General features: G+C 65.0%; 20 protein-coding genes. 8 read left to right on the plus strand and 12 right to left on the minus strand.

The features are described from left to right. Positions 1 to 179: 179 nt before the first annotated feature. Both BMON_RS03175 and ffh read right to left on the minus strand, forming a co-directional pair. On the minus strand, positions 180 to 1,343 hold the full coding sequence (locus BMON_RS03175; RefSeq protein ID WP_034881716.1) for an endonuclease/exonuclease/phosphatase family protein: 1,164 nt from the start codon (positions 1,341 to 1,343) through the stop codon (positions 180 to 182). A 37-nt stretch (positions 1,344 to 1,380) separates the two neighbouring features. After that, a complete protein-coding gene (gene ffh / locus BMON_RS03180; RefSeq protein ID WP_193345831.1) occupies positions 1,381 to 3,036 on the minus strand; it encodes a signal recognition particle protein in 1,656 nt (551 codons plus the stop codon). 348 nt (positions 3,037 to 3,384) lie between these two features. Here ffh and spxB point away from each other — a divergent pair, with 348 nt between their 5' ends. Continuing rightward, positions 3,385 to 5,232: a pyruvate oxidase gene (gene spxB / locus BMON_RS03185; RefSeq protein WP_051917826.1), complete on the plus strand. Its 1,848-nt coding sequence runs from the start codon at positions 3,385 to 3,387 to the stop codon at positions 5,230 to 5,232. Between the two features lie 30 nt (positions 5,233 to 5,262). Here the strand turns inward: spxB and cysS are convergent, their stop codons facing one another. Further along, positions 5,263 to 6,873 (minus strand): cysteine--tRNA ligase, encoded by a 1,611-nt coding sequence (gene cysS / locus BMON_RS03190; protein ID WP_033512675.1) that lies wholly within the window; start codon positions 6,871 to 6,873, stop codon positions 5,263 to 5,265. A gap of 79 nt (positions 6,874 to 6,952) precedes the next feature. Between cysS and BMON_RS03195 the strand changes: the two genes are divergently transcribed. After that, on the plus strand, positions 6,953 to 7,675 hold the full coding sequence (locus BMON_RS03195) for a type 1 glutamine amidotransferase (protein WP_033512572.1): 723 nt from the start codon (positions 6,953 to 6,955) through the stop codon (positions 7,673 to 7,675). A gap of 45 nt (positions 7,676 to 7,720) precedes the next feature. Beyond that, a complete protein-coding gene (locus BMON_RS03200) occupies positions 7,721 to 9,961 on the plus strand; it encodes an ABC-F family ATP-binding cassette domain-containing protein (protein ID WP_033512574.1) in 2,241 nt (746 codons plus the stop codon). A 10-nt stretch (positions 9,962 to 9,971) separates the two neighbouring features. Here the strand turns inward: BMON_RS03200 and ilvN are convergent, their stop codons facing one another. The 7 genes from ilvN to coaD all read right to left on the minus strand — a co-directional run bounded on the left by ilvN (position 9,972) and on the right by coaD (position 16,068). After that, a complete protein-coding gene (gene ilvN, locus BMON_RS03205; RefSeq protein WP_033512576.1) occupies positions 9,972 to 10,526 on the minus strand; it encodes an acetolactate synthase small subunit in 555 nt (184 codons plus the stop codon). Between the two features lie 9 nt (positions 10,527 to 10,535). Further along, positions 10,536 to 12,488: an acetolactate synthase large subunit gene (locus tag BMON_RS03210; RefSeq protein WP_033512578.1), complete on the minus strand. Its 1,953-nt coding sequence runs from the start codon at positions 12,486 to 12,488 to the stop codon at positions 10,536 to 10,538. Positions 12,489 to 12,682: 194 nt separating this feature from the next. Then, positions 12,683 to 13,555 carry a ribonuclease III gene (gene rnc, locus BMON_RS03215; RefSeq protein WP_081882824.1) on the minus strand — a complete coding sequence of 291 codons (873 nt, stop codon included), beginning with the start codon at positions 13,553 to 13,555 and terminating at the stop codon, positions 12,683 to 12,685. A 132-nt stretch (positions 13,556 to 13,687) separates the two neighbouring features. Then, the gene (gene rpmF, locus BMON_RS03220) at positions 13,688 to 13,894 is read right to left on the minus strand and encodes a 50S ribosomal protein L32 (protein WP_034885246.1); all 207 of its coding nucleotides are present in this window, start codon (positions 13,892 to 13,894) and stop codon (positions 13,688 to 13,690) included. A gap of 276 nt (positions 13,895 to 14,170) precedes the next feature. Then, positions 14,171 to 14,800, minus strand: coding sequence for a YceD family protein (locus BMON_RS03225; protein ID WP_033512582.1), 630 nt, complete (start codon positions 14,798 to 14,800; stop codon positions 14,171 to 14,173). Between the two features lies 1 nt (position 14,801). After that, a complete protein-coding gene (locus BMON_RS03230) occupies positions 14,802 to 15,575 on the minus strand; it encodes a cell division protein (RefSeq protein ID WP_237745307.1) in 774 nt (257 codons plus the stop codon). Further along, positions 15,568 to 16,068 carry a pantetheine-phosphate adenylyltransferase gene (gene coaD, locus BMON_RS03235; RefSeq protein ID WP_033512585.1) on the minus strand — a complete coding sequence of 167 codons (501 nt, stop codon included), beginning with the start codon at positions 16,066 to 16,068 and terminating at the stop codon, positions 15,568 to 15,570. The genes BMON_RS03230 and coaD overlap by 8 nt, the downstream gene beginning before the upstream one ends. Before the next feature lie 1,021 nt (positions 16,069 to 17,089). On the opposite strand from coaD, the gene BMON_RS03240 reads away from it, so the two are divergent. Further along, entirely contained in the window at positions 17,090 to 17,425 is a 336-nt protein-coding gene (locus BMON_RS03240) for a DUF3039 domain-containing protein (protein WP_033512680.1), read from the plus strand. 295 nt (positions 17,426 to 17,720) lie between these two features. On the opposite strand, the gene BMON_RS03245 is transcribed toward BMON_RS03240, so the two are convergent. Then, complete coding sequence (locus BMON_RS03245) at positions 17,721 to 19,046, minus strand: nicotinate phosphoribosyltransferase (protein ID WP_033512587.1); 1,326 nt, start codon at positions 19,044 to 19,046, stop codon at positions 17,721 to 17,723. 294 nt (positions 19,047 to 19,340) lie between these two features. Here BMON_RS03245 and BMON_RS03250 point away from each other — a divergent pair, with 294 nt between their 5' ends. The 3 genes from BMON_RS03250 to rdgB all read left to right on the plus strand — a co-directional run bounded on the left by BMON_RS03250 (position 19,341) and on the right by rdgB (position 21,748). Continuing rightward, positions 19,341 to 19,970 carry a Pr6Pr family membrane protein gene (locus BMON_RS03250; RefSeq protein ID WP_033512589.1) on the plus strand — a complete coding sequence of 210 codons (630 nt, stop codon included), beginning with the start codon at positions 19,341 to 19,343 and terminating at the stop codon, positions 19,968 to 19,970. 104 nt (positions 19,971 to 20,074) lie between these two features. Beyond that, entirely contained in the window at positions 20,075 to 20,845 is a 771-nt protein-coding gene (gene rph, locus BMON_RS03255) for a ribonuclease PH (protein WP_051917827.1), read from the plus strand. Positions 20,846 to 21,097: 252 nt separating this feature from the next. After that, positions 21,098 to 21,748: an RdgB/HAM1 family non-canonical purine NTP pyrophosphatase gene (gene rdgB, locus BMON_RS03260; RefSeq protein ID WP_033512592.1), complete on the plus strand. Its 651-nt coding sequence runs from the start codon at positions 21,098 to 21,100 to the stop codon at positions 21,746 to 21,748. Between the two features lie 266 nt (positions 21,749 to 22,014). Here the strand turns inward: rdgB and BMON_RS03265 are convergent, their stop codons facing one another. After that, positions 22,015 to 22,638 (minus strand): winged helix-turn-helix domain-containing protein, encoded by a 624-nt coding sequence (locus BMON_RS03265; protein ID WP_161786323.1) that lies wholly within the window; start codon positions 22,636 to 22,638, stop codon positions 22,015 to 22,017. A 117-nt stretch (positions 22,639 to 22,755) separates the two neighbouring features. Here BMON_RS03265 and BMON_RS03270 point away from each other — a divergent pair, with 117 nt between their 5' ends. Then, the gene (locus BMON_RS03270; RefSeq protein ID WP_033512594.1) at positions 22,756 to 24,093 is read left to right on the plus strand and encodes an MFS transporter; all 1,338 of its coding nucleotides are present in this window, start codon (positions 22,756 to 22,758) and stop codon (positions 24,091 to 24,093) included. Positions 24,094 to 24,414 lie beyond the last annotated feature (321 nt).

Here is a 24,414-nt window from a genome sequence, read left to right on the forward strand (position 1 = left end):
ACCACGTGTTCCTCGCGGCATGCGGGTTGAGAGGGTCCCGCACCCGTGAATAACTGGGTCATTATAACTCGTAGGTATGGATGTGCGTCACGGCGGTCCGCGTGTGCGTCATCATGGGCTCGGCATCACGGATAGGCCTGACCTTCACGACAGGTCTGTCCGTCGCCGCAGTCTCAACGTCACGACATGTGCAGCGTCGCGGTCAGCGCCAGGTGGTCGGAGCCGGGGACGGGGAACGATGAGATCTCGTCGACCACCACACCATGCCCGTCCGTGAACAGGACGTGGTCGAGCTCCAACCGTGGCCATGCGAGCCAGGAGGGGAAGGTGAGGACCCGGCCCCGTCCGCGGGCCATGGCCGCGTCACGGAAACCGGAGCGCAGCAGCCGGCGGAAGCTGGGGTGGTGGTTGGTGGAGTTGAGATCGCCCATGACCACCGCGATATCGCCGGCGCGCAGGGTCTCATGCACCGCACCCAGCCCGATGATGCCCCGAGACCAGTCGGCGCATCCCCGCATCGGCGACTTGGGATGGGCCGAGACGAACAGGATGGTGCGTTCCGGCGACGCGGCGGTGGGGCCGCTCGCCTCGGGGACCGCGTCGCCGGACATGGTCGTGGCGGTGGTGGCGGCGGATGTGTCGAGCGAAGCGCCGACCGCCATGGGCCCATCGGTGCCGGCACAGGGCCCGCCGGTGCCCGCGCTGGCTCCGCTCGCGAGGGGGACCACGATGCCGGGTGACTCCGCCGCAGGGATGTCGACGGTCATCGGCGTGCTGGCGTTGACGGGCAGCGCGGTCCAGATGCCGTTATATCCGCCGTTGTCGGTGATGTGCATGTTGCCGAGTTGGTGGCGCGGCAGCATGGCGCCCAATCCTGCGTCGTCAAGCCGCTCGATTAGACCGGCGTCCATCTCCTGCAACGCCAGCACCGCGATGTCCCGTTCGCGCACGGCATCGACGATGGCCCTGGCGTCGGCGTGACCGTACCGGCAGTTGAGCGTCATGACCCGGTACGTTGGCCGGCCCGGTACCATATCGCGACCACGGGCCGCGGCGGGGGAGCTGGGTTGCGTTCCGGACCAATCTTGTGGGCTCCATAAGTGGCGCAGATACGGCAGGTCGAAGGCGGGTGCGGCCAGCGCCAGCGCCGCCGCAATGAGCGTGAGCCACCACAGGCCCGACCAAGCAGCCAGCAGGGCCGCGACGAACCCCGGAATCCACAGGTACCGGGTGAAGGCGATCAGGTACGGCAACGGCATATGGCCATCCGCACCCGCGGGCAACAGGCGCAGGGCCATCCATGCGGCGACAACGACGAGGAGGACGACGATGAACCAGATCATCGGCATCCTCCTCGTGCGTGATATGTGTCGTACACGACTATCCGAACAGGCCGGACAGTCCGCCACCGAGATTCGGCGGAAGCTGCGGGCCGTCCTCCTGGCCCGGTTCCCCACCGAGGGCCTGTTGGAGCTCCGGGGGGAGTTCGGGGTGCTGGGGCCGCTTGGCGAAAGCCGAGCCGCCGGATGACGCGGTGCCCTTGCCGGCGAGCTTGTCGCGCAGCGCCCGCTCCTCGGCCTCGCGCTTCATCGGGTTGCCGGACTTGGACCGCCGCTTCTTGTTTTTGCCGCCTTTGCGCCCGCCGCCGGCTGCAGGGCCGCCGAATCCCGGGATTCCGCCCATGCCCGACTTGTTCGTCATGCGCCGCATCATCTTGGCGGCCTGTTCGAAACGCTGCAGCAGGCCGTTGACGGCGGATACGGTCGTACCCGAGCCGTAGGCGATGCGTGCCCGGCGCGAACCGTCGATGATGGAAGGCTCACGCCGTTCCGCCGGGGTCATCGAATAGACGATCGCCTCGGTGCGGTCGATCTCGTGCTCGTCGAGCTGTTCGAGTTCCTTGCGGTGCTGTGCCATGCCCGGGATCATGCCGAGCAGGCTCTTCATCGAGCCGAGCTTGCGCACCTGCTGCAGCTGGGCGAGGAAATCGTCGAGCCCGAAGGTGCCCTGCGACATCTTGTGGGCGGCCTCTTTGGCCTCGTCCTCGTCGAATTCGCGCTGCGCCTGTTCGATGAGGGTGAGGATATCGCCCATGTCGAGGATGCGCGAGGCCATGCGGTCGGGGTGGAAGACCTCGAAGTCCTTGAGCCCCTCGCCGTTGGAGGCGAAGAGGATGGGCTTGCCGGTCACGCTCGCCACGGAGAGCGCGGCACCGCCGCGGGCGTCGCCGTCGAGCTTGGAGAGCACCACGCCGGTGAAGTCCACGCCGTCGTCGAAGGCCTTGGCGGTCTTCACGGCGTCCTGGCCGATCATCGCGTCGATGACGAAGAGGATCTCGTCGGGGTGCACCGCGTCGCGGATGTCGCGCGCCTGACGCATGAGCTCCTCGTCGACGCCGAGACGTCCGGCGGTATCGACGATCACCGTGTCGTACAGCTTCGTCTTCGCCACCTCGATGGCGTCGCGTGCGACCTTCACCGGGTCGCCGGTGGTGCCCGAGGGCGAGGAGACGGCCTCGCCGCCCTCCGACTGCACGCCCTTGTCAGGCGCGTAGACCGGCACGCCGGCCCGTTCGCCGACCACCTCGAGCTGTGTGACGGCGTTCGGACGCTGCAGATCGGCCGCCACGAGCAGCGGCGTGTGCCCCGCGTCCTTGAGCCAGTACCCGAGTTTGCCCGCCAGCGTCGTCTTACCCGCGCCCTGCAGGCCGGCGAGCATGATGACGGTGGGAGGGTTCTTGGCGAACGCCAACGGCCGGTCGACCCCGGCACCCAGGATCGCGGTCAACTCGTCGTTGACGATCCGCACGACCTGCTGCGCCGGGTTCAGGGCCTGCGAGACCTCCTCACCCAACGCGCGTTCGCGGATGCGCGCCGTGAAGGGGCGCACGACCTCGAGCGCCACATCCGCATCGAGAAGCGCACGCCGAATCTCGCGGATCGTCCCGTCGATGTCCGCTTCGGAAAGCTTGCCTTTGCTCTTGAGATGCTTGAAGGCATTCGAGAGCCGGTCTGTCAAAGAACTAAATGCTGCCATAATGCGATTCAGTTTAGCCGTGCATACGGAAGAAGGACCGCGGTCGCGGCGTACGCAGCGCCGCCCCGACTCCATCCGATCCGCTCACGGAACATGGCACCCGTCTCACACGGTGCGTGGGGTGTCCCGCGAAGCCCGGAATATAAGCAATCTCACACTGTGAGGAACCTCATAGCGAACAACCGTCGGCGCCGAATGCGCGATGATACAGTGGCTCGTGAACAGATGCCCGGGCAGGCCGGGCCGATTCGGGGTCGAATCGAGAGCGTCGGACGAAGTTGCCCGTCGAAACGGCCACGCGATCGTATGGACCACAGGGCCACGGCGGCCCGTAAGGCAAGGGAGATCATGGCAAAGAACGTCATTCAGTTCGGATTCGACGCCGCCACGGCGAACCAGCACAAGGAAGGCGCCATCAAGGCCGGTGTCGCCACCGTCAAGGTGCTGGAATCCTGGGGGGTCAAGCACATCTTCGGCATTCCCGGAGGCTCCATCAACTCGCTCATGGACGCGCTCTACGTCGAGCGCGACAACATCGACTACGTCCAGGTGCGCCACGAGGAGGTGGGGGCGCTCGCCGCCTCCATGCACGCCAAGTACACCGGGCATATCGGCGTGTGCTTCGGTTCCGCCGGCCCCGGCGGCACCCACACCCTGCAGGGCCTGTACGACGCCCGCGAGGAGCATGTGCCGCTGCTGGCCCTCATCGGGCAGTTCGGCACGGCCGGCCTCAATTGGGACACCTTCCAGGAGATGAACGAGAACCCCATCTACGCCGACGTCGCGATCTACAACCGTCAGGTGTCGACCGCCGCGCAGATGCCCCACGTCATCGACGAGGCCATCCGGCAGGCCTATGCCAAGAACGGCGTGGCGGTCGTGCAGATCCCCGTCGACCTCGGCTGGGTCGATATCCCCGAGGACGGCTGGTATTCCGCCGCGAACGCCTCGCGCCGCTACCCCAACCCGACGCTCGACGAGCGTGACATCGACGCGGCCGTCGAGATCCTGAACCACGCCGAACGCCCCGTCGTCTTCGCGGGCATCGGCACACGCGGGGAACACCAGATCGTCATGGATCTGTGCCGCAAGATCAAGGCGCCGCTGGCGAACACCGGCATCAGCTTCGACAATTTCCCCTCCGATTTCGAGGCGCTGCTGGGCAGCCCCAACCGCGTGTCCACCAAGCCCTCGGTCGAATGCTTCCCCGAGGCCGACACGGTGCTGTTCGTGGGCAACAACTACCCCTTCGCCGAAGTGTCCAATCTGTTCAAGAACGTGAGGCACTTCATCCAGATCGACATCGATCCCTCGAAGCTGGGCAAGCGCCACCGCACCGATGTGGCGATTCTGGGCGACGCGGGCGATGCCCTGCGCGCGATCCACGCCAAAGTGGACGAGAAGCCCGGCACCGGATGGTGGCGGGCGAATCTGGAGAACGTCGCCAACTGGCGTGAGTACGTCACGAAGCTGGAGAAGAAGCGGGAGGGTGACCTGCAGCTCTACCAGGTCTACGACGCCATCAACGCAGTGGCCGAAGAGGACGCCATCTTCTCCGTGGACGTCGGCGACGTGACCCAGACCTCGATCCGGCACCTGCACATGAACCCCAAGCAGATGTGGCGCACGTCATCGCTGTTCGCCACCATGGGCGTGGGCATCCCCGGGGCGATCAGCGCCAAGCTCGACTTCCCCGACCGCCAGGTGTGGAACCTGGCCGGGGACGGCGGATTCAACATGACCATGCAGGATCTCGCCACCGCCGTGCAGTACGACCTGCCGACCCTGCACGTGGTGTTCAACAACCAGCAGTACGGCTTCATCAAGGACGAGCAGGAGGACACCAACTTGGGGTACCTGGGCGTGCACTTCATGGACATCGACTACGCCAAGCTCGCCGAGGCCATGGGTGCCGTGGGCCACACCGTGAACACGATCGACGAGGCGCATGCCGTTCTCGCCCAGGCCGCGCAGGAGGTGCGTGACGGCAAGGTGGTCGTGGTCAATGCCAGGATCACCAACGAGCGGCCGCTACCCGCGGAGATGCTCGAGCTGGAGCCGAGGCTGTTCAGCGCCGAGCGCATCGAGGCCTTCAAGAAGCGCTACGAGGCCGAGGACCTCAAGCCGTTGAGCTACTTCCTTGAGAAGGAGGGGCTTGACGCCCGCATCGAGGTCGTCGAACAGGGCGGGTTCTGACGTTGCGCGGGTAGGACCCGCGCGATCCCGTTATCTGGCGGCGCCCAGGCTCCACGAGGAGCCCTGGGCGCCGTCTTCGATGAGGATGCCGGCGGCGCCCAGGCCGTCGCGGATCGCATCGGCCGTGGCGAAGTCCTTGGCGTGACGTGCCTGGGCGCGGGCCTCGAGCCGTTCACGTACGAGGGCGTCGAGCGCCTCATGCTCGTCGTGACCGCCGTCCGCGTCATCCCGGCCCGTCGCCCACGGGTCGGCGAGCGGATCGAGGCCCAAGGTGTCGAGCATGGCCCGCACGGCCACCAGAGTGGACCGAATAGCGGCCGTGGTGGTGGCGGTCCGTTCGCCCGAGGCGGCGAGCATGGTGTTGCCCTCGCGGATGGCGGTGAACACGGCGGCGGTCGCGCCCGAGACGTTCACGTCGTCGTTCATCGCGGCCGTGAAGGCCTCAGGCAACGCGTCGGCACCCACGGCGGCGATCTGCGCGCGGGAGGGCTGGCCGCCCACGGCCTCGCCGGCGCGCTGGATGAAGTTCGAGATGCGTTCGTAGGCGGCCTCGGCCTCGGTCAGTGAGCGCTGCGACCATTCGAGCATGGAACGGTACTGCACGGCCCCCAAGGCGTAGCGCACGACCCAGGCGCTGTCCTCGGCGAGCACCTGGCCCACCGACAGACCATTGCCCAGCGATTTCGACATCTTCTCACCCTTGGCGGTGACCCATGCGGAATGCATCCAGCGGTTGGCCGAACGCCAGCCGGACGCCTTGGTCTGCGCCATCTCGTTCTCGTGATGGGGGAAACGCAGGTCGAGCCCACCGCCGTGGATGTCGAACATCTCGCCGAGGTACCGGTGGCTCATCGTGGAGCATTCCAGATGCCATCCCGGGCGGCCCACGCCGAAGGGGGTGGACCAGCGGGCCGTCGGAGGGTCGCTGGGTTTGGAGGCTTTCCAGAGCGCGAAGTCGCGCGGATCGCGCTTGTCGGGGGAGGCGTCGGCCGGATCGGCCGGGTTGTATCGGTCCTCGCCCTCGTCGTCGACGCTCGGCCCCATGCTGTCCGCGACGCGGGAGGCCTCATCGTCGGGCTGGGCGGACTGCTTCTGATGCGTCAGCTCGCCGTACTCGGGCCAGCTGGGTACGTCGAAGTACACGTTGCCGGTGGGACGGCCCGCCGCATCGCGCACCACATAGGCGTGCCCGCGGTCGACGAGCCGGGCGATGAGCTCCGCCATCTCGCCCATGTGCCCGGTAGCCCGGGGTTCATAGGTCGGGGGAAGCATTCCCAGGGCGTCGTACGCCTGCGTGAATTCACGTTCGTACCGGTAGGCGCGCTGCCACCACTGCTCGCCCGCTGCGGCGGCCTTGTCGAGGATCTTGTCGTCGATATCGGTCACGTTGCGGATGAACGTGACCTGGTAGCCCAGACGCATGAGCCAACGACGCACGATGTCGAAGGCCACGGCGGCGCGGATGTGGCCGATGTGCGGGGAGCTCTGCACGGTGGCCCCGCAGACGTAGATGCCGACCCGCCCCGGCACCAGGGGGGTGAACGGCGAGACCGCGTGCGAAGCGGTGTCGTACAGCCGCAGCGCTGCGGCCGCGGAGGCTAGGGAAAGGCTGGAATCAAGCGGTTTACCGTCGGTATGCATACCCTCGAGCGTAGAGGCGTTGGCAGACAACATCGTGCGCTGCGGCCACGTGTTACAGGGGCAATGCCATGATGTATATATGACTTCATCATATGTGCTCATCGTGCAGCATGTGCCGTGGGAGAAACCGGGTCGCATCCTCGAGAACCTCGAGGATCTGGATCTGGGGACGCGGACCGTGATCGTCGCCGACGAGAAGAAACCCGAGTTGCCGTCCTTCGACGAGCTGTGCGGCGTGGTGATCATGGGAGGCCCGATGGGGGCCCAGGATTTTGGCGACCATCCCGGTCTCAAGGCCGAGGCCAAGCTGGTGCGGGCCGCCGTGGGGTCGGGCAAACCGGTGCTGGGCGTGTGCCTGGGGCACCAGATCATCGCCTCCGCGCTGGGTGCCAAGCTCTCCAGTGGCAAGGCCCCGATCGTCGGTTTCGAACCGATCACCAGTGTGGTCAACCATGACTACTTCTCCATGTGGAGCAAGCAGGTGCATGTGCTCCAATGGCATCAGGACCAGGTCGGCGTCCCCGAGGGTGGCGAACTGCTCGCACGCTCGCCCGAGACCGCGAACGAGGCCTTCCGGGTCGGATCGGCCCTGGGCCTGCAGTTCCACCTCGAGGTCACCGCGACCCTGCTCGAGGAATGGCTCGCCGAACCCGCGATGACCAAGGGCCTCAAGAAGTCGCAGATAGCCGCCATCCGCAAGGACTTCGTGCTCTACGAACCGCGGCTGCACCCGTTGGCCGAACAGATCTTCTCGGCGTTCGCCGCGCGCTGCAGCACCTACGCGCGCACCCTGGCCGAATAGACCGTCTGCGGTCGGTGCCCATAGGCGGCGGTACATTGGTGCATTATGCCGATTTATGACCTTGGACTCGACCATGTTTCCCTCAGCTTCGCCACCACCACCGTATTCACGGATGTGACCCAGGGGGTCTTCGAAGGCGATCGCATCGGCATCGTCGGCCGCAACGGCGACGGCAAATCCACCTTGCTGCGGCTGTTCGCCGAAACGCAGCGGCCCGACAGTGGGCAGGTCACCCGGCGTGGCGATCTGAGCTTCGGCATGCTGGACCAGCGTGATGCGCTGGATGACGATGCCACCATCCGCCACGCCGCCCTGGAGGATCGACAGGATTACGAGTGGGCGTCGGATGCCGATTCGCGCGATATCGTCGAGGCGCTGCTGGGCGGCATGAACCTCGAGGCCACGGTCGGCACGCTCTCCGGCGGCCAACGCCGACGGGTCGATCTCGCGCGTCTGCTGCTGCACCCCTGGGACATCCTCGCGCTGGACGAGCCGACCAACCATCTCGATATGGTCACCATCCACTGGCTGGCCGAGCATCTCCAGCACCGGTGGGGGCAAAGTCAGGGGGCACTGCTGCTCGTCACCCACGATCGTTGGTTCCTCGACGAGGTGTGCACTTCGATGTGGGAGGTCCACGACGGCACCATAGAACCCTTCGAAGGCGGGTACAGCGCCTATATGCTCCAACGCGTCGAGCGCGATCGACAGGCCGGCGTGCGTGAGGACCGGCGTCGCAACCTGGCGCGCAAGGAACTCGCATGGCTCTCCAGGGGAGCCCGTGCGCGCGCCACCAAACAGCGGTTCCACGTCAAGCAGGCCAACGCGCTGATCGCCGACGTGCCGCCGATGCGCAACACCCTGCAACTCAGGCAGATGGCCACCTCACGCCTGGGCAAGCAAGTCGTCGACCTCAACGACGTGACGCAGATCTTCGCCGATGCCGCGGCGCGGAATACGGACGGGCATGAGGCCCCTGACGAGGGGGAGGCGAGTGCGGCCTCCGCATCGCATGTCGACGTGGTCCCGGCGCGCTACGCCGAGCCCGAACTCACCGGATCGCTGGAGGTCGACGTCGACACGGCGGACGACCCCCGGTTGATCGACGCCGGGGTCAGACTCGACGATGGCCCCGTATCGGCGGGCTCCGCGACTGGCCCCTCGACTGGCAGCACGACTGGCCTCGCGACCAACGGCGACGCTGCGACGTCCGACGGTTCGGTGACGGGTGATACGGTGGCCGGTGGCCCGGTGATCGATGGCTCAACGGACGCTACCTCGGTGACCGGTGCATCGGCGCCTGAGCCCACGTCGGCCGCGCGCAAGGTCACCGTGCGGGGCCGCATGATCCTCGACGACGTCACCTGGCTGATCGGCCCCGGCGACCGTTTCGGCATCGTGGGGGCCAACGGGGCGGGCAAATCCACGCTGCTGAGCATCATCGACGGCACGTTGACGCCGACGGGCGGTCATGTCAAGATCGGCAAGACCGTCAAATTCGCCGTGCTCTCCCAGCGGCTCGACGAACTGGAGAAGCTCAACCAGTACAAGATCAAAGAGGTGCTGAGCCGATACAAGCCCTCCTACATCGTCGACGGCAAGGAGGTCACGCCGGCCCAGCTCATGGAGCGGCTCGGTTTCGAATCGGCGCAGCTCATGACGCCGATCCGCGACCTCTCCGGCGGCCAGAAGCGCCGCATGCAGCTGTTGCTCATCCTCCTGGACGAGCCGAACGTGCTCATCATGGACGAGCCGGGCAACGATCTGGACACCGATATGCTCGCCGTAATGGAGGATCTGCTCGACACCTGGCCGGGCACCCTCATCGTCGTATCCCACGACCGGTATCTGCTCGAGCGGGTCACCGACCACCAGTTCGCCCTCATCGACGGCAAGGTGCGCCACCTGCCCGGCGGTGTCGATGACTACATGCGCCTGATCGAGCAGGCGCAGGCACATGCCGGCGGGTCGTCGAGGTCGTCGGGGGCATCGGGGTCGGCGTCCACGGGGGATGACTCGGGTTCTGCCGGCGGCGACGGTGCGTCCGACGACGGCAAGCTCACCGGCAAGGCTTTCCATGAGGTCACGAAACGGGTGTCGGCCATCGAGCGCAAACTCGCCAAACTCGAGGAACGCAAAACCGCCATAGAACAGAAGATGGCGGATCACGATCCCAGTGATTTCATGGGACTCGACAAGCTCAATGCGAAACTCAACGCCGTGGGCACGCAGAGCTCCGCGCTCGAAGAGGAGTGGATGGAGCTCTCCGAGCGGATCGAGGAGTGATTCGGCGGCCCTAGCGGCCGGTGACCTCCGAGCCGATGACCTTTTCGCTCAGCGCGTGCGGTCCCCGCGTCACGGCGACCGATCCCGAGCGTACGAGTTCGATGACCCCGTAGGGTTCGAGCAGCCCGAGCAGCGCGTCGACCTTGCCTTCGGCTCCGGTGGCCTCGATGGTCAGGGAGGCGGGGTGCACGTCGACGACGCGCACGCGGAACAGGCGTACGATCTCCAGCACGTCGGAGCGGTTGGATTCGTCGGCCGTGACCTTGATGAGCACGAGCTCGCGTTCGACGGTGGTGCCCGGGTCCAGGTCGACGATCTTGAGGACGTGCAGCAACTTGTTGAGCTGCTTGATGATCTGCTCCAGCGGGATCTCCTCGACCTCCGCCGTGACGGTCAGGCGTGAGATGTCGGGCCGTTCGGTCAGGGAGACCGACAGGGAGTCGATGTTGAAGGCGCGACGGGCGAAGAGTCCGGCGATGCGGGCGAGGACGCCTGGGCGGTTCTCGACCAGCACGGACAGCGTGTGACGATGCGAGCCCGGTTGTGAAGCGGGATAGATGGCCATGTGAGTTACTTACTCCTTCGTCTCCGCGTGCAGCGGGTTGATGCCGGGCCGGTAGGCGACCTCGTCGTTGGAGACGCCGGCGGCGATCGTGGGCCAGACCATGGCGTCCTTCCAGACACGGAAGTCGATGAGCACGGGCCGGTCATTGATGGCGTTGGCGCGTTCGATGGCGGTCACCGCCTCCTCCTTGGTGCGGGCGCGCATGCCGACGCAGCCATAGGCCTGGGCAAGCGTCACGAAGTCGGGGACGTCGGGGCCCAACTGCATGGTGTCCGCGGTGTCGGAGGCCTTGGAGGTCCCTGAGATCCCTGTGGTCCCTGTGGTTCCTGAGGTCCCGGCGGTCTCCGTGTCCCTGCCTGCCTGGCCGTCGCGCAGATCCGTCTGCGAGTAGTGCTGGTGGAAGAACAGCGTCTGCCACTGCCGCACCATACCGAACACGGAGTTGTTGAGGATCGCGATCTTGACGGGCGTGTGCTCGAGGAATGCGGTGGCGAGCTCCTGCGAATTCATCTGGAAGCTGCCGTCGCCGTCGATCAGCCATACGGGCCTGGGACGGCCGTCGTCCCTCGCGGCGCCAACAGTCGCTCCGATGGCCGCGGGAAGCCCGTATCCCATGGTTCCCAGGCCTCCCGAGGAGATCCAGGTGTGGGGGTGGGTGAAGTTGACGAACTGCGAGGCCCACATCTGGTGCTGCCCCACGCCCGACACCCAGATGGTGCCGGGGCCGGCATGCGCGGAGAGCTCCTTGACGACCCACTGCGGGGCGAGGGTGCCGTCGGGCGACTCCTCGTACGTGGTCGGATAGCGGGTGAGCCAGTCATGCAGCAGCGCCCACCAGGCGTCGAGATCGGGGTGGGGGTGGGTCTTCCACGATTGCTCGATGACGGGTATGAGCGCCTCGAGCACGGTGGCCACGTCGCCGACGATCGGCACGTCGGCCTGGCGGTTCTTGTCGATCTCCGCCGGGTCGATGTCGATATGGATGACGCGGGCCGCCGGGGCGAAGTTCTCGAGTTTGCCGGTGACGCGATCGTCGAATCGGGCGCCGATGGCGACGAGCAGATCGCAACGCTGCAAGGCGCCCGTCGCCGCAATGGCGCCGTGCATGCCGGGCATGCCCAGCACCTTGGGGTCGTCGTCGGGCACCAATCCGCGTCCGGGCAGCGTGGTGACGATGGGGGCTCCGGTCAGGTCGGCGAGGGCCTTGACCTGGGTTCCGGCGTTCGAGCGAACCGCGCCGCCGCCCACGTACAGCACGGGGCGGAAGGACTGGGTGAAGAGCTCCGCGGCCTGGGCGAGCACCCGGCCGTGTGGTTTGGTCGTGGGGTGGTATCCCGGCAGGATCATGCGCTGCGGCCAGGAGTACGACATCATCTCTTTTTGCGCGGTCTTGGTGATGTCGACTAGCACGGGGCCGGGGCGTCCGGTCCGGGCGATGTGGTGAGCCTCGGTGAGCACGCGGGGGATGTCCTGGGCGCGCGTGACGAGGAACGAGTGCTTGGCGATCGGGTAGGTGATGCCGACGATATCGGCCTCCTGGAAGGCGTCCGTGCCGATGGCATCGACGCCGACCTGGCCCGTGATGACCAGGAGCGGCACGGAATCCATGGTCGCGTCCGCGATCGCGGTGACCATGTTCGTGGCGCCCGGGCCCGAAGTGACGATGCATACGCCGACCTCACCGGTGGCGATGGCGTACCCTTCGGCCGCATGGCCGGCCGCCTGCTCGTGGCGGGTGAGGACGAAACGGAACGAGACATCGTCCGTGATGGCGTCATAGACCGGCAGGATGGCCCCGCCGGGGATGCCGAAGACGTCCTTGACGCCCAGATCCTCCAGTGATCGAATCAGTGCCTGTGCGCCGGTCATCCGCTCCCCGCGGCCATCGTCCGTGCGCTGCGCGGGCTTCCTCGATGGTGTGGGCACTGAACTGAACGCCTGAAGCGGCGTTGGTGATGCCATGGTCCTCTCCTCTTACGTTGGTGCTGTCCCCCGAACCGACCACGCCCGCTGTCACATCACGCGGTGTGGTCGGGGATATGCGCGGACCCTGCGGATGGCTTGTGGCGCTCGCCGGCCCGTGCAATTGGGATTCATCGTACTGTGGGGCGAGCGACATCCCGTGTCGACGCCCACATGCTGGCGAGTCGGGACGTTTACCTATGCGCGGAACCGTGCCTGCGCCGATCGGTTTTGCCGTGCTTGGCCTTCGTGTGGTCGCGGGCGTCGAGGGTCTTCCATGCCAGAGATGCGGCGGCGAGCTGGGCCTTGCGCTTGCTGGTGCCCGAGGCGGTGCCCAGCACCTCGTCGGTGTCGGGCAGTACGGCGCGGGCGGTGAACATCTGCGCGAATTCCGGACCGTCCACGCCCATGCGGTATTCGGGGTCCTGCAGTCCCATGCCGTGCGCCTTCACGGTAAGTGAGGTCTTCCAATCGAGCGCCGGGCCTTCATGCGACACCTCGTCCAACGTGTCATCGACCAGATGGTGCACGACCTTGCGGGCCTCGTCGATGCCGTGCTCGATGAAGGTCGCCCCGATCAGGGATTCGACGATGTCGCACAGAATCGAGCTCTTCTCGGCCCCGCCGGTCTCCGCCTCGCCGTTGCCAAGGAGGATATAGGGGCCGACCTGCAGCACGTCCCGGGCGATGGCCGACAGGGCCTCTTCGGACACGGCCTTCGCGCGCATCTTCGCAAGCTGCCCCTCGTTCATGTCGGGGTGGATGCGGTAGAGGGTTTCGGTGGCGACGAGCTCGAGCACCGCGTCACCGAGGAATTCAAGGCGCTCGTAATTCAGCGCGCCGGGGTGTTCATGCGAGAAGGACCGGTGGGTGAGCGCCTCGACGAGGAGGTCGGGGGACAGCGTCGTGCCCAGCCTGCCGAGCAGTTCCTCACTCGGTTCCTTCACCGGCTGCTGCGCGCTGCGCGTGGCCGTTCGGTCTGCTTCGTGACGGTCGTCTTCATGACGACTGGCCTGCGCGGCCTGGTTCGATGCGGTATCGCTGTGTTCGCTGTGCTCGTTGTCCATGGTGTTCTCACACTCTCTGTCGTGCCGTGACGCCGTTACGTGCCGGGCGCCATGGCAGGGTCTTCGATGGTGGATATGCGAAGACCCCGCCACCCGTCGATGGCAGGGTCTTCATGTTGCTTGTCGCAGGACTCACTTGGTGTGGGACGTGCGGATGCCTTCACGGTACACGCGGCCGCGGAACGATCCGCAGCTCGGGCATGCCATGTGGGAGAGCATCGGTGCACCGCAGTTCGGGCACTTGATGGTCTGGGCGGCGGTCGCCTTCCAATTCGCACGACGCGAATGGGTGTTGGCGCGCGAAGTCTTGTACTTTGGCAAAGCATGGTATTCCTCTATTTCGTTCGAACTCTTGAGCTTAAGCGTACAGAATCTTAACGCACCCGTTGTACATCGACAAGAGGCGCGCGCATCCGCACATTCGGGCATGCGTGTACTCGCGATATCTACACGTGCGGGATTGTCCTACTTGAGGTATCCGTACGCGCGATATCCGCGCATTCGGGATTGTGCGTACTCGTCGTATCCGCATGTGCGGCTCCTGGTGCCTACCTGAGGTATCCGTACGCGCGGCCGCTGGTACCTAACCAGCGGTACTTCGCCCGTCGTCTCGGGTTATTGCTGCTGTTCGAGGCGCGCCTTGAGCCCGGCCAGACCGGCGAAGCGCAGGTCTGGCAGCTCGTGATGGTGCTCCGGATGCTCGTTGAGGTTGATGCCGCATTGCGGGCACAGTCCCCGGCAGTCGCGACGGCACACGAGTTGGACCGGCAGATGCTCGGCGAAGGTGTCGCGCAGCAACGCCTCGAGGTCGGCGAAACCACCGTCGGGGCTCAGCGGGTAGGTGTCCTCGCTCTCCTCTTCGCCGGCGAGGATCTCGGCGTCATCGTCGGCGTCATCCATGCCGTGATTGCCTGTGCGGCCATCCCGACGGTTCCTGCCCGTGGATGGCTCCTCGTAGGGGAAGAATGCTGTGACGCTCGCCTGCCACTCGCGGTCGATCGGTGTGAGGCAGCGCGTGCATTCGGCCTGCAACCGGGTGCTGATGCGCGCCGAGAGAATCAGCCCGTCGACGATGGAGTCGAACGACCCGGTCACGCGGATGTCCGAGCCCTCCTTGATGCCGACGACGTGGTCGCCGATGCCGTCGGGGGCGGGGAACACGTCATCGACGTCCTGGTGTTGCCCGGCGCGCGATGAGAGCCGTGCGACGGGCACGGCCCATGGTGAATCTTCTGGACGTGGCATGTCAGGCCTCCGGATAATCGTGTTGTTCGAGATGGGGCAGGACCTCGCCCGCCTCCTGCTGGCGCTGGTCGAGCAGGTCGAGCCCGGCCTGCACGTCGTGGCCGAGCTTGCCCAGCTGGTCCTGCAATTCTCCCATGACCTTCGAGCAGTATTGGTTGGCGCCTTGGGTCAGGCGGTCGGAGGTCTCCTGCGCCTTGTCGAGTATGACCCGCGCCTTCTGCCGCGCAAGTTCGGTGACGTTCTCCTGGCCGGCAAGGAATTCGGCCTGTTCGTGCGCTTCCTTGACCATGTCCGCGGCACGGCTTTGCGCGGAGGCGATGATGGCGTTCGATTGGCTCTGCGCCGTCTCCAGACGCCGTTCGGATTCGCGCATGAGCGACGAGGCGCGTTCCAGCTGCACGGGGAGCTTGCTTTTGAGCAGGTCGAGCTGTTCGCTAAACTCGTCGCGATCCACCTTCACCATGCCGGGCGCGAACAACGAGCCCTTGGCCTCGGCCAGTGAGGCCTCGAGCCGGTCGATGGTGTCGTAGACGGTGGTGAACTCGGCCCGGCTCTTCGCATCGGGGTTCGCAGCGACGTCGTCGCCCTCGCGCAGGTCGGGAAGCGGGGTGGCCGCGAACAGGTTCGTCACGGCTTCCGTCTGCCCGGTCCGGTCATCATCCTGCGGCTGGTAGATCGGCTGGCTGCCGAGATTCGAGGGCTGCGTGCCCGTGTCGCCCTGGCCGTTCGTCGCAGAGTGGCGTCCGGCCGCCGTATCGTGTGATTCATCAGCCATGATTGACTCTTTCCTTGTGTAGGACATCGGCCAACATTGGTATGACGCAGTCGGGGACCATACCCCTCACGTCGCCGCCGTGGCGGGCCACATCCTTGACGATGGAACTGGAAATATGTTCAAGTACCGGATCCGCGGGGATGAACAGGGTCTCGGCCCGCGCGAGCTTGCGGTTGACCAGGGCCATGCCGAGTTCGGCCTCGTAGTCGCCGTTCTGGCGCAGGCCCTTGACGATAACCGTCGCACCGACCTGGGTGCAATAGTCGGTCACCAAACCGGTGGTGGAGGCCACCTGGACTTGGGGGTATCCGTCCTCATCCAACGCGCGTCGGATCGCCTGCACGCGATCCTGGGCGGAGAACATCGGCGTCTTCGCCGCGTTCACCGCCACCAGTACATGTACGGCCTCGAAAAGCCGGGAGCTGCGTTCGATGACGTCGAGATGTCCTGCGGTTACGGGGTCATAGGAGCCTGGGCACACTGCGATGGTCATGGTGCCTAGACTAGCCCGCCGAGCCGTCAAATGAAAAGCGGGCCCGCGTCGTCGGTCCGTGGGCTCCGGACTTGCCTGCGTCGTGCATCCGATCCGTGCTTCGATGCGGTTTGCGGGCGAGGGTTGTGGGTTTCGCATAGGCAGGTTGGCGGTTTGCGGGTTCGGGTTGGCGTACGCGCGTCGCGGATACGTCGTCAAGGGTCGTAGGTTCGCCTACGCAAGTCGCCGATTCGTGTACGCAAGTCGTAGGTTTGCCTACACAAGTCGCAGGTATGCCGACAAGGATCGTAGGTTCGTCGTCAAGAGTCGCGGATACGTCGTCAAGGGTCGCCGGTTTGCCTACGCAGGTCGCCGGTTCGCTGTCAAGGATCGACGATTCGCCGACAAGAGTCGCAGGTATACCGACAAGGGTCGCGGGTACGTCGTCAAGGGTCGTTGATTCGTTGACAAGGATCGACGGTTCGCAGACAAGGGTCGTTGGTTCGCGTACAGGGATCGACGATTCACGTACACAGGTCGCAGGTTCGCTGACAAGAGTCGTAGGTTCACATAGACAACTCGGCCAATACAATTATTCACTGGCGGAATTCCGCGGCTCCCTTTTTGTAATGCCCGACTTGTCTGAGGCGCCTGAGGATTCGAGTCTCACATTCCGGTCATACTGCCGGCGACCGGGTCGTATCGCATTGGGTTCATCTTGTTTGATGTGCCAGGGGCCTCGATTGCGATCTGTTGCATGTGGCACGGGGGAAATGCGGGCACGGGGAAATATGGATAACGGGCATTCCCCAATTCTTCGGTATTTCGCTTGCATATGGATATGCAGGCATGCAGGAGTCCGGATTGCATATGGTCATATGGGCATACAGGCATACGGAGATATGGACGTACAGGCATACAGGCATACGGACTTACGGTCATACGGACATACAGGCCTACGGACAACGGGGGCAGAAACCGGAACGGAGCCCCGCGGTATCATGGAAGCCGGCTTGAAACACGAGATTGCGGAGGCATGCATATGAACAAGGTATGGGCATACGAGGCACGGACCGTGTGTGATCGCGTGGTCGATGGTCCCGACGATCCGGTCTCTCCGCTGTCGGACCCGGATTCCGGCACCGGCACCGCGGTATTGGAGCGTCCGGAGACCAAGGAACAGACACAGAAGAGCGACGACGGCGATGCCGATCGTTTCGCGCATTACGTCTCCAAGGACCGCATCATGCAGTCCCGCATGACTGGCCGTCCGGTCGTGGCGCTGTGCGGGAAAATATGGGTGCCGAAGCACGATCCCTCACAGTATCCGGTTTGCCCCGACTGCAAGCGCATCTACGAGGAGATGACGCGGAGCTGATCCGGGGTCGAACCGGAGCTGATTCGGATACGGCGATGAGCTGATTCGGAGATGGCGTCGTCCACGGACCAAAGCGTTGTCGACGCCGAAGTCTCCAACGCCGAGTCCGCAGGCCCAGCCTCCAAGACCGGGTCCGCAAGCTGAGTCGGCAGGTCAATTCTGAAAGCCGAGTCTCCAGGGCCTAATCGACGGACCAACGTCGAATCCACAGGTCAACGCCGAGTTGATGAATCAACGCTGAGTCCGCAGGCCTAGTCCTAATCGACGGACCAAAGCGTCGACGCCGGAGTCCGTCTCACAGGACGGTCGTCTCCGTGGGGATCGCCGGATCGCCCTTCATCAGCGACTGCGCGGCGATGGGCAGTTCGCGCAAAGCCTCGGCGCGGTGCCGGTGGGCGTTCATGATGGCGTCGTGTCCCTGGTAGGAGTGGTCGATCTGACCGTGGCCGACGTAGGTGACGAAGAGGTCCTTCCAGTTGTCCTGCGGTTGGAATGCGTTCAGTTGCTCCTCGGAGCCGGCGATGACGTGTTCGCAGTCCGCCAATTGGTATTCGTAGGACCGGTAGGCGAGTTTGCGCCCCGGTACGGTGGCCTTGTCCTTGGATTTCTTGGCGACCGGCTGCATGACGCCGTCGCGGTTCTCGCGTTCCTCCAGCTTGTAGACCATGGCGCAGGTCGGCGCCCCGGAGCCGGTGACCAGCATCGTGCCCACGCCGTAGGAATCCACGGGGGCGGACTGCAACGAGGCCAGCGCGTATTCGTCGAGGTCGTTGGTCACGGTGATCGTCGTATTGCGCGCGCCGAGCGCATCGAGCTGGTTGCGCACACGCTGCGCGAGTGCCGCCAGATCTCCCGAATCGATACGCACTCCGCCGAGTTCGGTGCCGGCCACTTCGACGGCGGTCTTCACGGCCTCCTCGATGTTATAGGTGTCCACGAGCAGGGTGGTGTTCTTGCCCAAGGCGTCGATCTGGGCTTGGAATGCGTCGCGTTCGGAGTCGTGCAACAGCGTGAAGCAGTGCGCGGCTGTCCCGATGGCAGGCAGGTCGTACATCTTGGCCGCGAGCAGGTTCGCCGTGCCCTGGAACCCGCCGACGATGGCGGCGCGGGATGCCGCGACCGCGGCCGATTCGTTCGTGCGGCGACCGCCCATGTCCATGCAGGGCCGATCCTTGGCCGAGGTGACCATGCGCGAAGCGGCCGAGGCGACCGCGGAATCGTAGTTGAGCACCGACAGCAGGAGCGTCTCGAGCAGGACGCATTCGGCGAAGGTCCCCTCGACCTGCAGGATGGGGGAGTTGGGGAAGAACATCTCGCCCTCGCGGTAGCCCGAGATGCGGCCGGAGAACTGGAAGTGCTCGAGCCAGTCGATGGTCTCACGGCTCACGATCGAACGGTCGGCGAGGAAGGCCAGGTCGCTGTCGCTGAGGTGGAATCGTTCGAGGGCGTCGAGGATTCTGCCCGTCCCAGCCACCACCCCATAGCGACGTCCCTCGGGCAGATGTCGGGTGAAGACCTCGAACACGCACCGGCGCTGCGCGGTACCGTCCCGCAATGCCGCGTCGAGCATCGTGTACTCGTACATGTCGGTCATCAGCGCTGTGGTTTGCTCGTCGGCCATCGGGTCTCCTTAGATCTCCTGCATCAGGGCGTATGTAGCCGCCAGTCTAGTCGCGTCGGGTGACGTCCCGACGGACGGGTTCTGCAGGCCAAGCGGTGGGCAGGGCGTCGGGCAGGGCGGCGGACAGGGCGGCGGGCGAGGCGACAGTTCGCATGTTCGCCCCCCCCCCCGACCCCACATGGAATGTGGTGGCGGCCGCGATGCCGGCGTCCTTGGTACGGCGGCCGCCTTCGCCTCCGACGTCTAGGTGCCCCGGTTGCGGCGCGATGCCGTGGTCCGGCTAGGCTGGGCGGCATGAGATATGTTGTGGGACTGTGGCGTCTGGCCACCGCGTTTGTGTGCCTGGCATCGGTGAGCGTGGCTTGGCACGCCGTCAACTACTGGGTGTTCTTCACCTTCCAGACCGGGTTGCTGCTCGGTTTCGTCATGCTCTGGGCGGGTGCGGCGAGCCTGCTGGACGGTCGTCAGCCGCCGGCGTGGCTCAAGGGCTGCGTGACGCTGTTCATCATCGTCACCGGTCTGGTCGCCTGGCTGATTCTGCCACCCGATGACCCGGCCACCGCGAAATACGTCTTCGGCATCATGACCAATATCCTGTTGCACCGCGTCGCGCCGATCATGGCGGTCATCGACTTCCTGCTGTTCGATAAGCACCGGCGCATCGGCTGGACGTACCCGCTGACCTGGTTGCTCTACTTCCCGGTCTATCTCGCGTTCGTGCTGATCCGGGGCTGGCTCTGGCCGCATTCGGGCCCGCGGGCGGGCGGCGACCCGTACCCGTACGGCTTCATCGATCCGACGCAGATCAGCTGGGAGCAGCTGGCCATCAACTGCGTCGGCATGCTTGCGGGGTTCGCCATTCTGGGGCTGGTGATCTTCCTCATCGACCGCATCCTGCCGGCCAAACCGTTGGTCGGCCGCTGAGACCGGGGAGCGTTCCGTTCACGTCCGCCGACCGCCCCGATCCATACTGGTCGGCCGATGAGCTGAGGCCGGGGAGCGTTAGCGCCTGGTGATACGTTGAAACCATGACTGCAACGCACAATACTGCTGACGAAACAAGGGACGACGCGACCGTGCGCGTCGACGGGCGGAAGGTCGACGAACTGCGCCCCGTGAAGATCACGCGCCGTTTCACCGACGCCCCCGAGGGTTCGGTGCTTATCGAATGCGGCAACACCAGGGTGATGTGCACCGCCACGTTCACGGCCGGCGTGCCGCGTTGGCGCCGCGACAGCGGGTTGGGCTGGGTGACGGCCGAGTACGCGATGCTGCCCCGGGCGACTTCGGAGCGCACCGCCAGGGAGTCCGTGCGCGGCAAGATCGGCGGTCGCACGCACGAGATCAGCCGCCTAGTGGGACGGTGCCTGCGCGGCGTCGTCGATATGAAGGCCCTGGGCGAATATCAGGTGCAGCTCGATTGCGATGTGCTGCAGGCCGACGGCGGCACCCGAACCGCATCCGTGACCGGTGCCTACGTCGCACTCGTCGATGCCATGCGCTGGGCTGCGCACAAGCGGTATATCTCTTCGCCCGACAAGGTGCTGCGCGACTGCGTCTCCGCGGTATCGGTCGGCGTCATCGACGGCACGCCGATGCTTGACCTGCCGTATCCGGAGGATTGCCGGGCGATGACCGACATGAACGTCGCCATGACCGGCGCGGGAAAGTTCATCGAGATCCAGGGCACGGCCGAGCACCGTCCCTTCGACCGCACTGAGCTGAACCGTCTGCTCGACCTGGCGGAGCAGGGCAACCGCGAGTTGCAGCGCGCGCAGAGCGAGGCGCTCGCCGATTAATGCGCCGATTAACGGCGTACCGATTAACGGCGTACCGAGTAAGGGTGCGGCGGGGATGTGCACGAGCGTCTGCATGAGGATGTCGCCGAGGGTGCCGCCGAGGATTTCGGTGAGGATGCAGTCGAGTATCTGATGGCTGGGTGCTACGGCCGTGTGACGACTGCGTGCCCGGTGCGGCCATGTGCGCCGAACCCCGGCTGTCGGCTGATATTCGGGTGATATGACGATGGATGATGGGAAGGATGGGTCGCGATGCAGATCGTAGTGGCCACGCATAACGAGGGCAAACTGGTGGAGATGCGCCGCATTCTCGAGGAGGATCTCGGTGAACGTGCGGCCGATGTCGAATTGGTGTCGGCGGGCTCGCTGCATCTGGCGGATCCGATCGAGACCGGGATGACCTTCCAGGAGAACGCCCTGCTCAAGGCCCGTGCGGTCGCGCGCGAAACGGGCCTGCCCGCCATCGCGGACGATAGCGGTCTCATCGTGGATGTGCTTGGCGCGGCCCCCGGCATCCTGTCGGCGCGGTGGTCCGGCGTCCACGGGCATGACCGTGAGAACAACATGTTGCTGCTTGCTCAGATCACCGATATCCCCGATGCCAAGCGTACGGCCCGGTTCCGTTGCGCCGCTGTGCTTGTCGACCCCGCGGGCGGGGAGCATGTGGGGATGGGCGAGATGCCGGGCAGGATCATCCGGGGCCCTCGCGGTGAGCACGGATTCGGGTATGACCCCATTTTCGAGCCGGACGATCAGCCGAACCGCACGAACCCGGACGGCTCGGTGCTCACCAGCGCCCAGCTCACCGCCGATGAGAAAAACGCGATCTCCCACCGTGGCAAGGCCATCAAGGCGCTCATGCCGGCCGTCGACCGCATGCTTGACGCCGTACGTCGGCGCTGATACCGGTCGTGCGTGGGTGCGCGCGGGTGCGCACCAAACGGGCCCCTCATGTGGACGTTCGTCTCCTTTCTCACGTTGTGTAGTCTTTTTGCGGACACCGACGGTGTCCGGTCTCGGGCCGTCACGCGAATTGGCGGTATATAGCCGTTCCTTTAAGGCCATCGAGTCGAAGCTGCCTGGAATTCACTACACAACGTGAACGACCCGCTCGAAACGACCAGGAAACGAGCGAAAAACCATGTCCAGCCGCCTGTATTCGCCGTCGTTCAGGGGATCCAGGCGAAGGCCTGCAGTATCACTGCTACCTGTCTGGTGCGTGGATCGTCGGGGACATGCGCGTCCGCGACGGCCGACCAGCGGTGTATCACCTCGGTGAGGTCACGGATCATGCGGTTCGTCTCGTCTGGGGTCAGCCGCAGCACGGCGTTGTCGCTCGTCCCCGCTTCGACCCAATCCGCGGACAGTCGTGGGATGGCATCGAGATACCGTTCGTAGGCCTGTTCGTATGACAGGGCCGCCGATCTGCGGAACGGGTCCGTGGCCTCATGCGGTGCGCCCGGGTCGTCGGGTCGCCTGGCGGCGGGGAGCAACGTGGCATGTCGTGTGACTTTCCACCAGCTTTTCCTCATGTCGCCGTCGTGGTGGTGGATTTTCTCCACGAGACCGGCGCGTGACAGTCGGGAAAGGTGGTAGCTCACCGAACCCGGCGCCTCGTGGATTCGTGTGCTGATGGATCCCACGGTTTGGATTCCCTCGACCCGCAGTATACCGAGGATCCTCATGCGCAGCGGGTTCGACATCGCCGTCAGGGCGTTCGAATCGGTTGGGTCGCGTCGGGTGCCGGTACGGGGCTTGTCCTCTCCCGGTGTTCCAAGGTGTGTTTGCGTCATGGGACAATGATAGCAAACTATTTGCACAAATAACTTGTGCAAATAGTTTGCTGATGATAGGCTCGCACTTACTACCGAGACTCGGGGCAACATTACAGCAAAGAACATGAGCCGGCCATGATCGTAACCTCCAACGCAGAACAAACCTCAGGCTCAGCGGACCCGGGCAAACCATGGTACGCGTCTGCTCGATACGCCTCGTGGTTCGCTGCCGACACCGCTGGGGCCGTGGGGGTATCGCTCAGGACCCTCGCCCTGTCGCTCATCGGGTATGCAGTATCGGGTTCCCTCACCCGGGCCGGATGGCTTGCAACGGCGTCGCTGCTGGCGCAACAGGGTATGGGCGTCGTCGGGGGGACGTACGTCGACCGCCATGACCGGAAACGGCTGATCATCGTGAATGCGTTCGTCGGCTTCCTTGCCTGGGGGAGCATCGCGATGCTGGGTTTGTACGGAATGCTGCGTTTCACGAACTTGCTGGTGATAGCGGTCCTCGCCTCCGCCGTGAACGGTTTGCTTGGAAGCGCCGCCGATGCTATGCTCCGATCGATCATCGATATCCGCGATTATCCCTGGGCGCGAAGCGTGAACGAGGGAAGGGACGCGGTTGTCAATATGGCGGGAGGTCCCGTAGGGGGTTTTCTGTACGCGGTTCGTCCTTGGCTTCCGTTTCTGGTCTCATCCGTGGCCCACATGGTATCGGGTGTCGCGGCCTGCAGGATCAGGGAATCGCAAACCGCCGGCGAAGTGACCGGTGACGGGGCCGATGCTGGGGCCGACGAAGGAGCCGAAGCTGGGTGCATGGTCGTCGGCTCCGGGAGAACGGCGTCCTTCATGGGCGATTTCGTGAGTGGATGGCGGTGGATGCTGCGTCGTGCAACCGTCATGCGTATCGTCATGGCCGCGAGTCTGGCCAATTTCGGGATTAACGGTGTCCAGTATGCGATACAGCTCTCTCTGGCTTCCCGTGGAGTGAACGCAGCCAACATAGGACTCATCAACGCCGGCATATGTGCGTCCATGCTCCTCGGATCGCTGCTGGCGAACAGGATCGGCGGCTCGGTCCCTGTGGGCCGCTCCATGTGCGTGGCCTTTGCCTTCATATGCGCCGTCGTGGTGCCGATGACGTTGGGCGACGGCTATGCGTTGATACTCATCAGCAATTCATTGGTCGGGTTGCCGTTTCCTCTCATCAATGCGCTGCTGCTCGGGTTCGTCTTCGCCAAGGCTCCGGAACGCATGCAGGGCAGGATCGCCAGCAGCCTGACTGCACCGGCCCAGGCGCTGTCCGCGTTCTGCGGCGCGTGTGCGGGCGGTTTGATCACGGCGGTTGGGTTCCGTGTAGCCGTGGTGTTCTTCCTGGCGATGCTGGTGGTCGGCGCATTGATCGTCCTGTTGTCGCCCTCCATACGGGCGATTCCCCGGGCGGCCGCATGGAGCGAAGTCGCGTTATAGGCGTGAATCCGTTTGATGGCCTGTGGACTCATGTGTTTCGTCGTGCCACATTGAGCTGGGGGGTGACGAATTGTCGGGCACCTTGTTGTGTTCCTGCATCATGTCACAAATCCGAGCTCACGGCGTTTGGTGGTGATGCTCATGCCGGATCGGGTTTTGATCCTTCCCCTCCCGGTACCGGACGAGATGGTCTCCGAGAGCGGCCCTTGGCGTCCATGGAACGGGTCAGGCCATGCTCCCGGCAGATCCGGATCACCCGAGCCACCGGCAGTGGTGGCCCAATCGGAGAGGATGGTCGGCATCCCCGTTCGGCTTCGCACA

Origin of the sequence: Bifidobacterium mongoliense DSM 21395 (assembly GCF_000741285.1) — a bacterium.
Taxonomy (GTDB): Bacteria; Actinomycetota; Actinomycetes; order Actinomycetales; family Bifidobacteriaceae; genus Bifidobacterium; species Bifidobacterium mongoliense.

Excerpts from the sequence above, each read along its gene's own strand:
- BMON_RS03175 (WP_034881716.1), bottom strand. The coding sequence starts at position 1,343 with ATGATCTGGTTCATCGTCGTCCTCCTCGTCGTTGTCGCCGCATGGATG.
- ffh (WP_193345831.1), bottom strand. The coding sequence starts at position 3,036 with ATGGCAGCATTTAGTTCTTTGACAGACCGGCTCTCGAATGCCTTCAAG.
- spxB (WP_051917826.1), top strand. The coding sequence starts at position 3,385 with ATGGCAAAGAACGTCATTCAGTTCGGATTCGACGCCGCCACGGCGAAC.
- cysS (WP_033512675.1), bottom strand. The coding sequence starts at position 6,873 with ATGCATACCGACGGTAAACCGCTTGATTCCAGCCTTTCCCTAGCCTCC.
- BMON_RS03195 (WP_033512572.1), top strand. The coding sequence starts at position 6,953 with ATGACTTCATCATATGTGCTCATCGTGCAGCATGTGCCGTGGGAGAAA.
- BMON_RS03200 (WP_033512574.1), top strand. The coding sequence starts at position 7,721 with ATGCCGATTTATGACCTTGGACTCGACCATGTTTCCCTCAGCTTCGCC.
- ilvN (WP_033512576.1), bottom strand. The coding sequence starts at position 10,526 with ATGGCCATCTATCCCGCTTCACAACCGGGCTCGCATCGTCACACGCTG.
- BMON_RS03210 (WP_033512578.1), bottom strand. The coding sequence starts at position 12,488 with ATGGCATCACCAACGCCGCTTCAGGCGTTCAGTTCAGTGCCCACACCA.
- rnc (WP_081882824.1), bottom strand. The coding sequence starts at position 13,555 with ATGGACAACGAGCACAGCGAACACAGCGATACCGCATCGAACCAGGCC.
- BMON_RS03225 (WP_033512582.1), bottom strand. The coding sequence starts at position 14,800 with ATGCCACGTCCAGAAGATTCACCATGGGCCGTGCCCGTCGCACGGCTC.
- BMON_RS03230 (WP_237745307.1), bottom strand. The coding sequence starts at position 15,575 with ATGGCTGATGAATCACACGATACGGCGGCCGGACGCCACTCTGCGACG.
- coaD (WP_033512585.1), bottom strand. The coding sequence starts at position 16,068 with ATGACCATCGCAGTGTGCCCAGGCTCCTATGACCCCGTAACCGCAGGA.
- BMON_RS03240 (WP_033512680.1), top strand. The coding sequence starts at position 17,090 with ATGAACAAGGTATGGGCATACGAGGCACGGACCGTGTGTGATCGCGTG.
- BMON_RS03245 (WP_033512587.1), bottom strand. The coding sequence starts at position 19,046 with ATGGCCGACGAGCAAACCACAGCGCTGATGACCGACATGTACGAGTAC.
- BMON_RS03250 (WP_033512589.1), top strand. The coding sequence starts at position 19,341 with ATGAGATATGTTGTGGGACTGTGGCGTCTGGCCACCGCGTTTGTGTGC.
- rph (WP_051917827.1), top strand. The coding sequence starts at position 20,075 with ATGACTGCAACGCACAATACTGCTGACGAAACAAGGGACGACGCGACC.
- rdgB (WP_033512592.1), top strand. The coding sequence starts at position 21,098 with ATGCAGATCGTAGTGGCCACGCATAACGAGGGCAAACTGGTGGAGATG.
- BMON_RS03265 (WP_161786323.1), bottom strand. The coding sequence starts at position 22,638 with ATGACGCAAACACACCTTGGAACACCGGGAGAGGACAAGCCCCGTACC.
- BMON_RS03270 (WP_033512594.1), top strand. The coding sequence starts at position 22,756 with ATGATCGTAACCTCCAACGCAGAACAAACCTCAGGCTCAGCGGACCCG.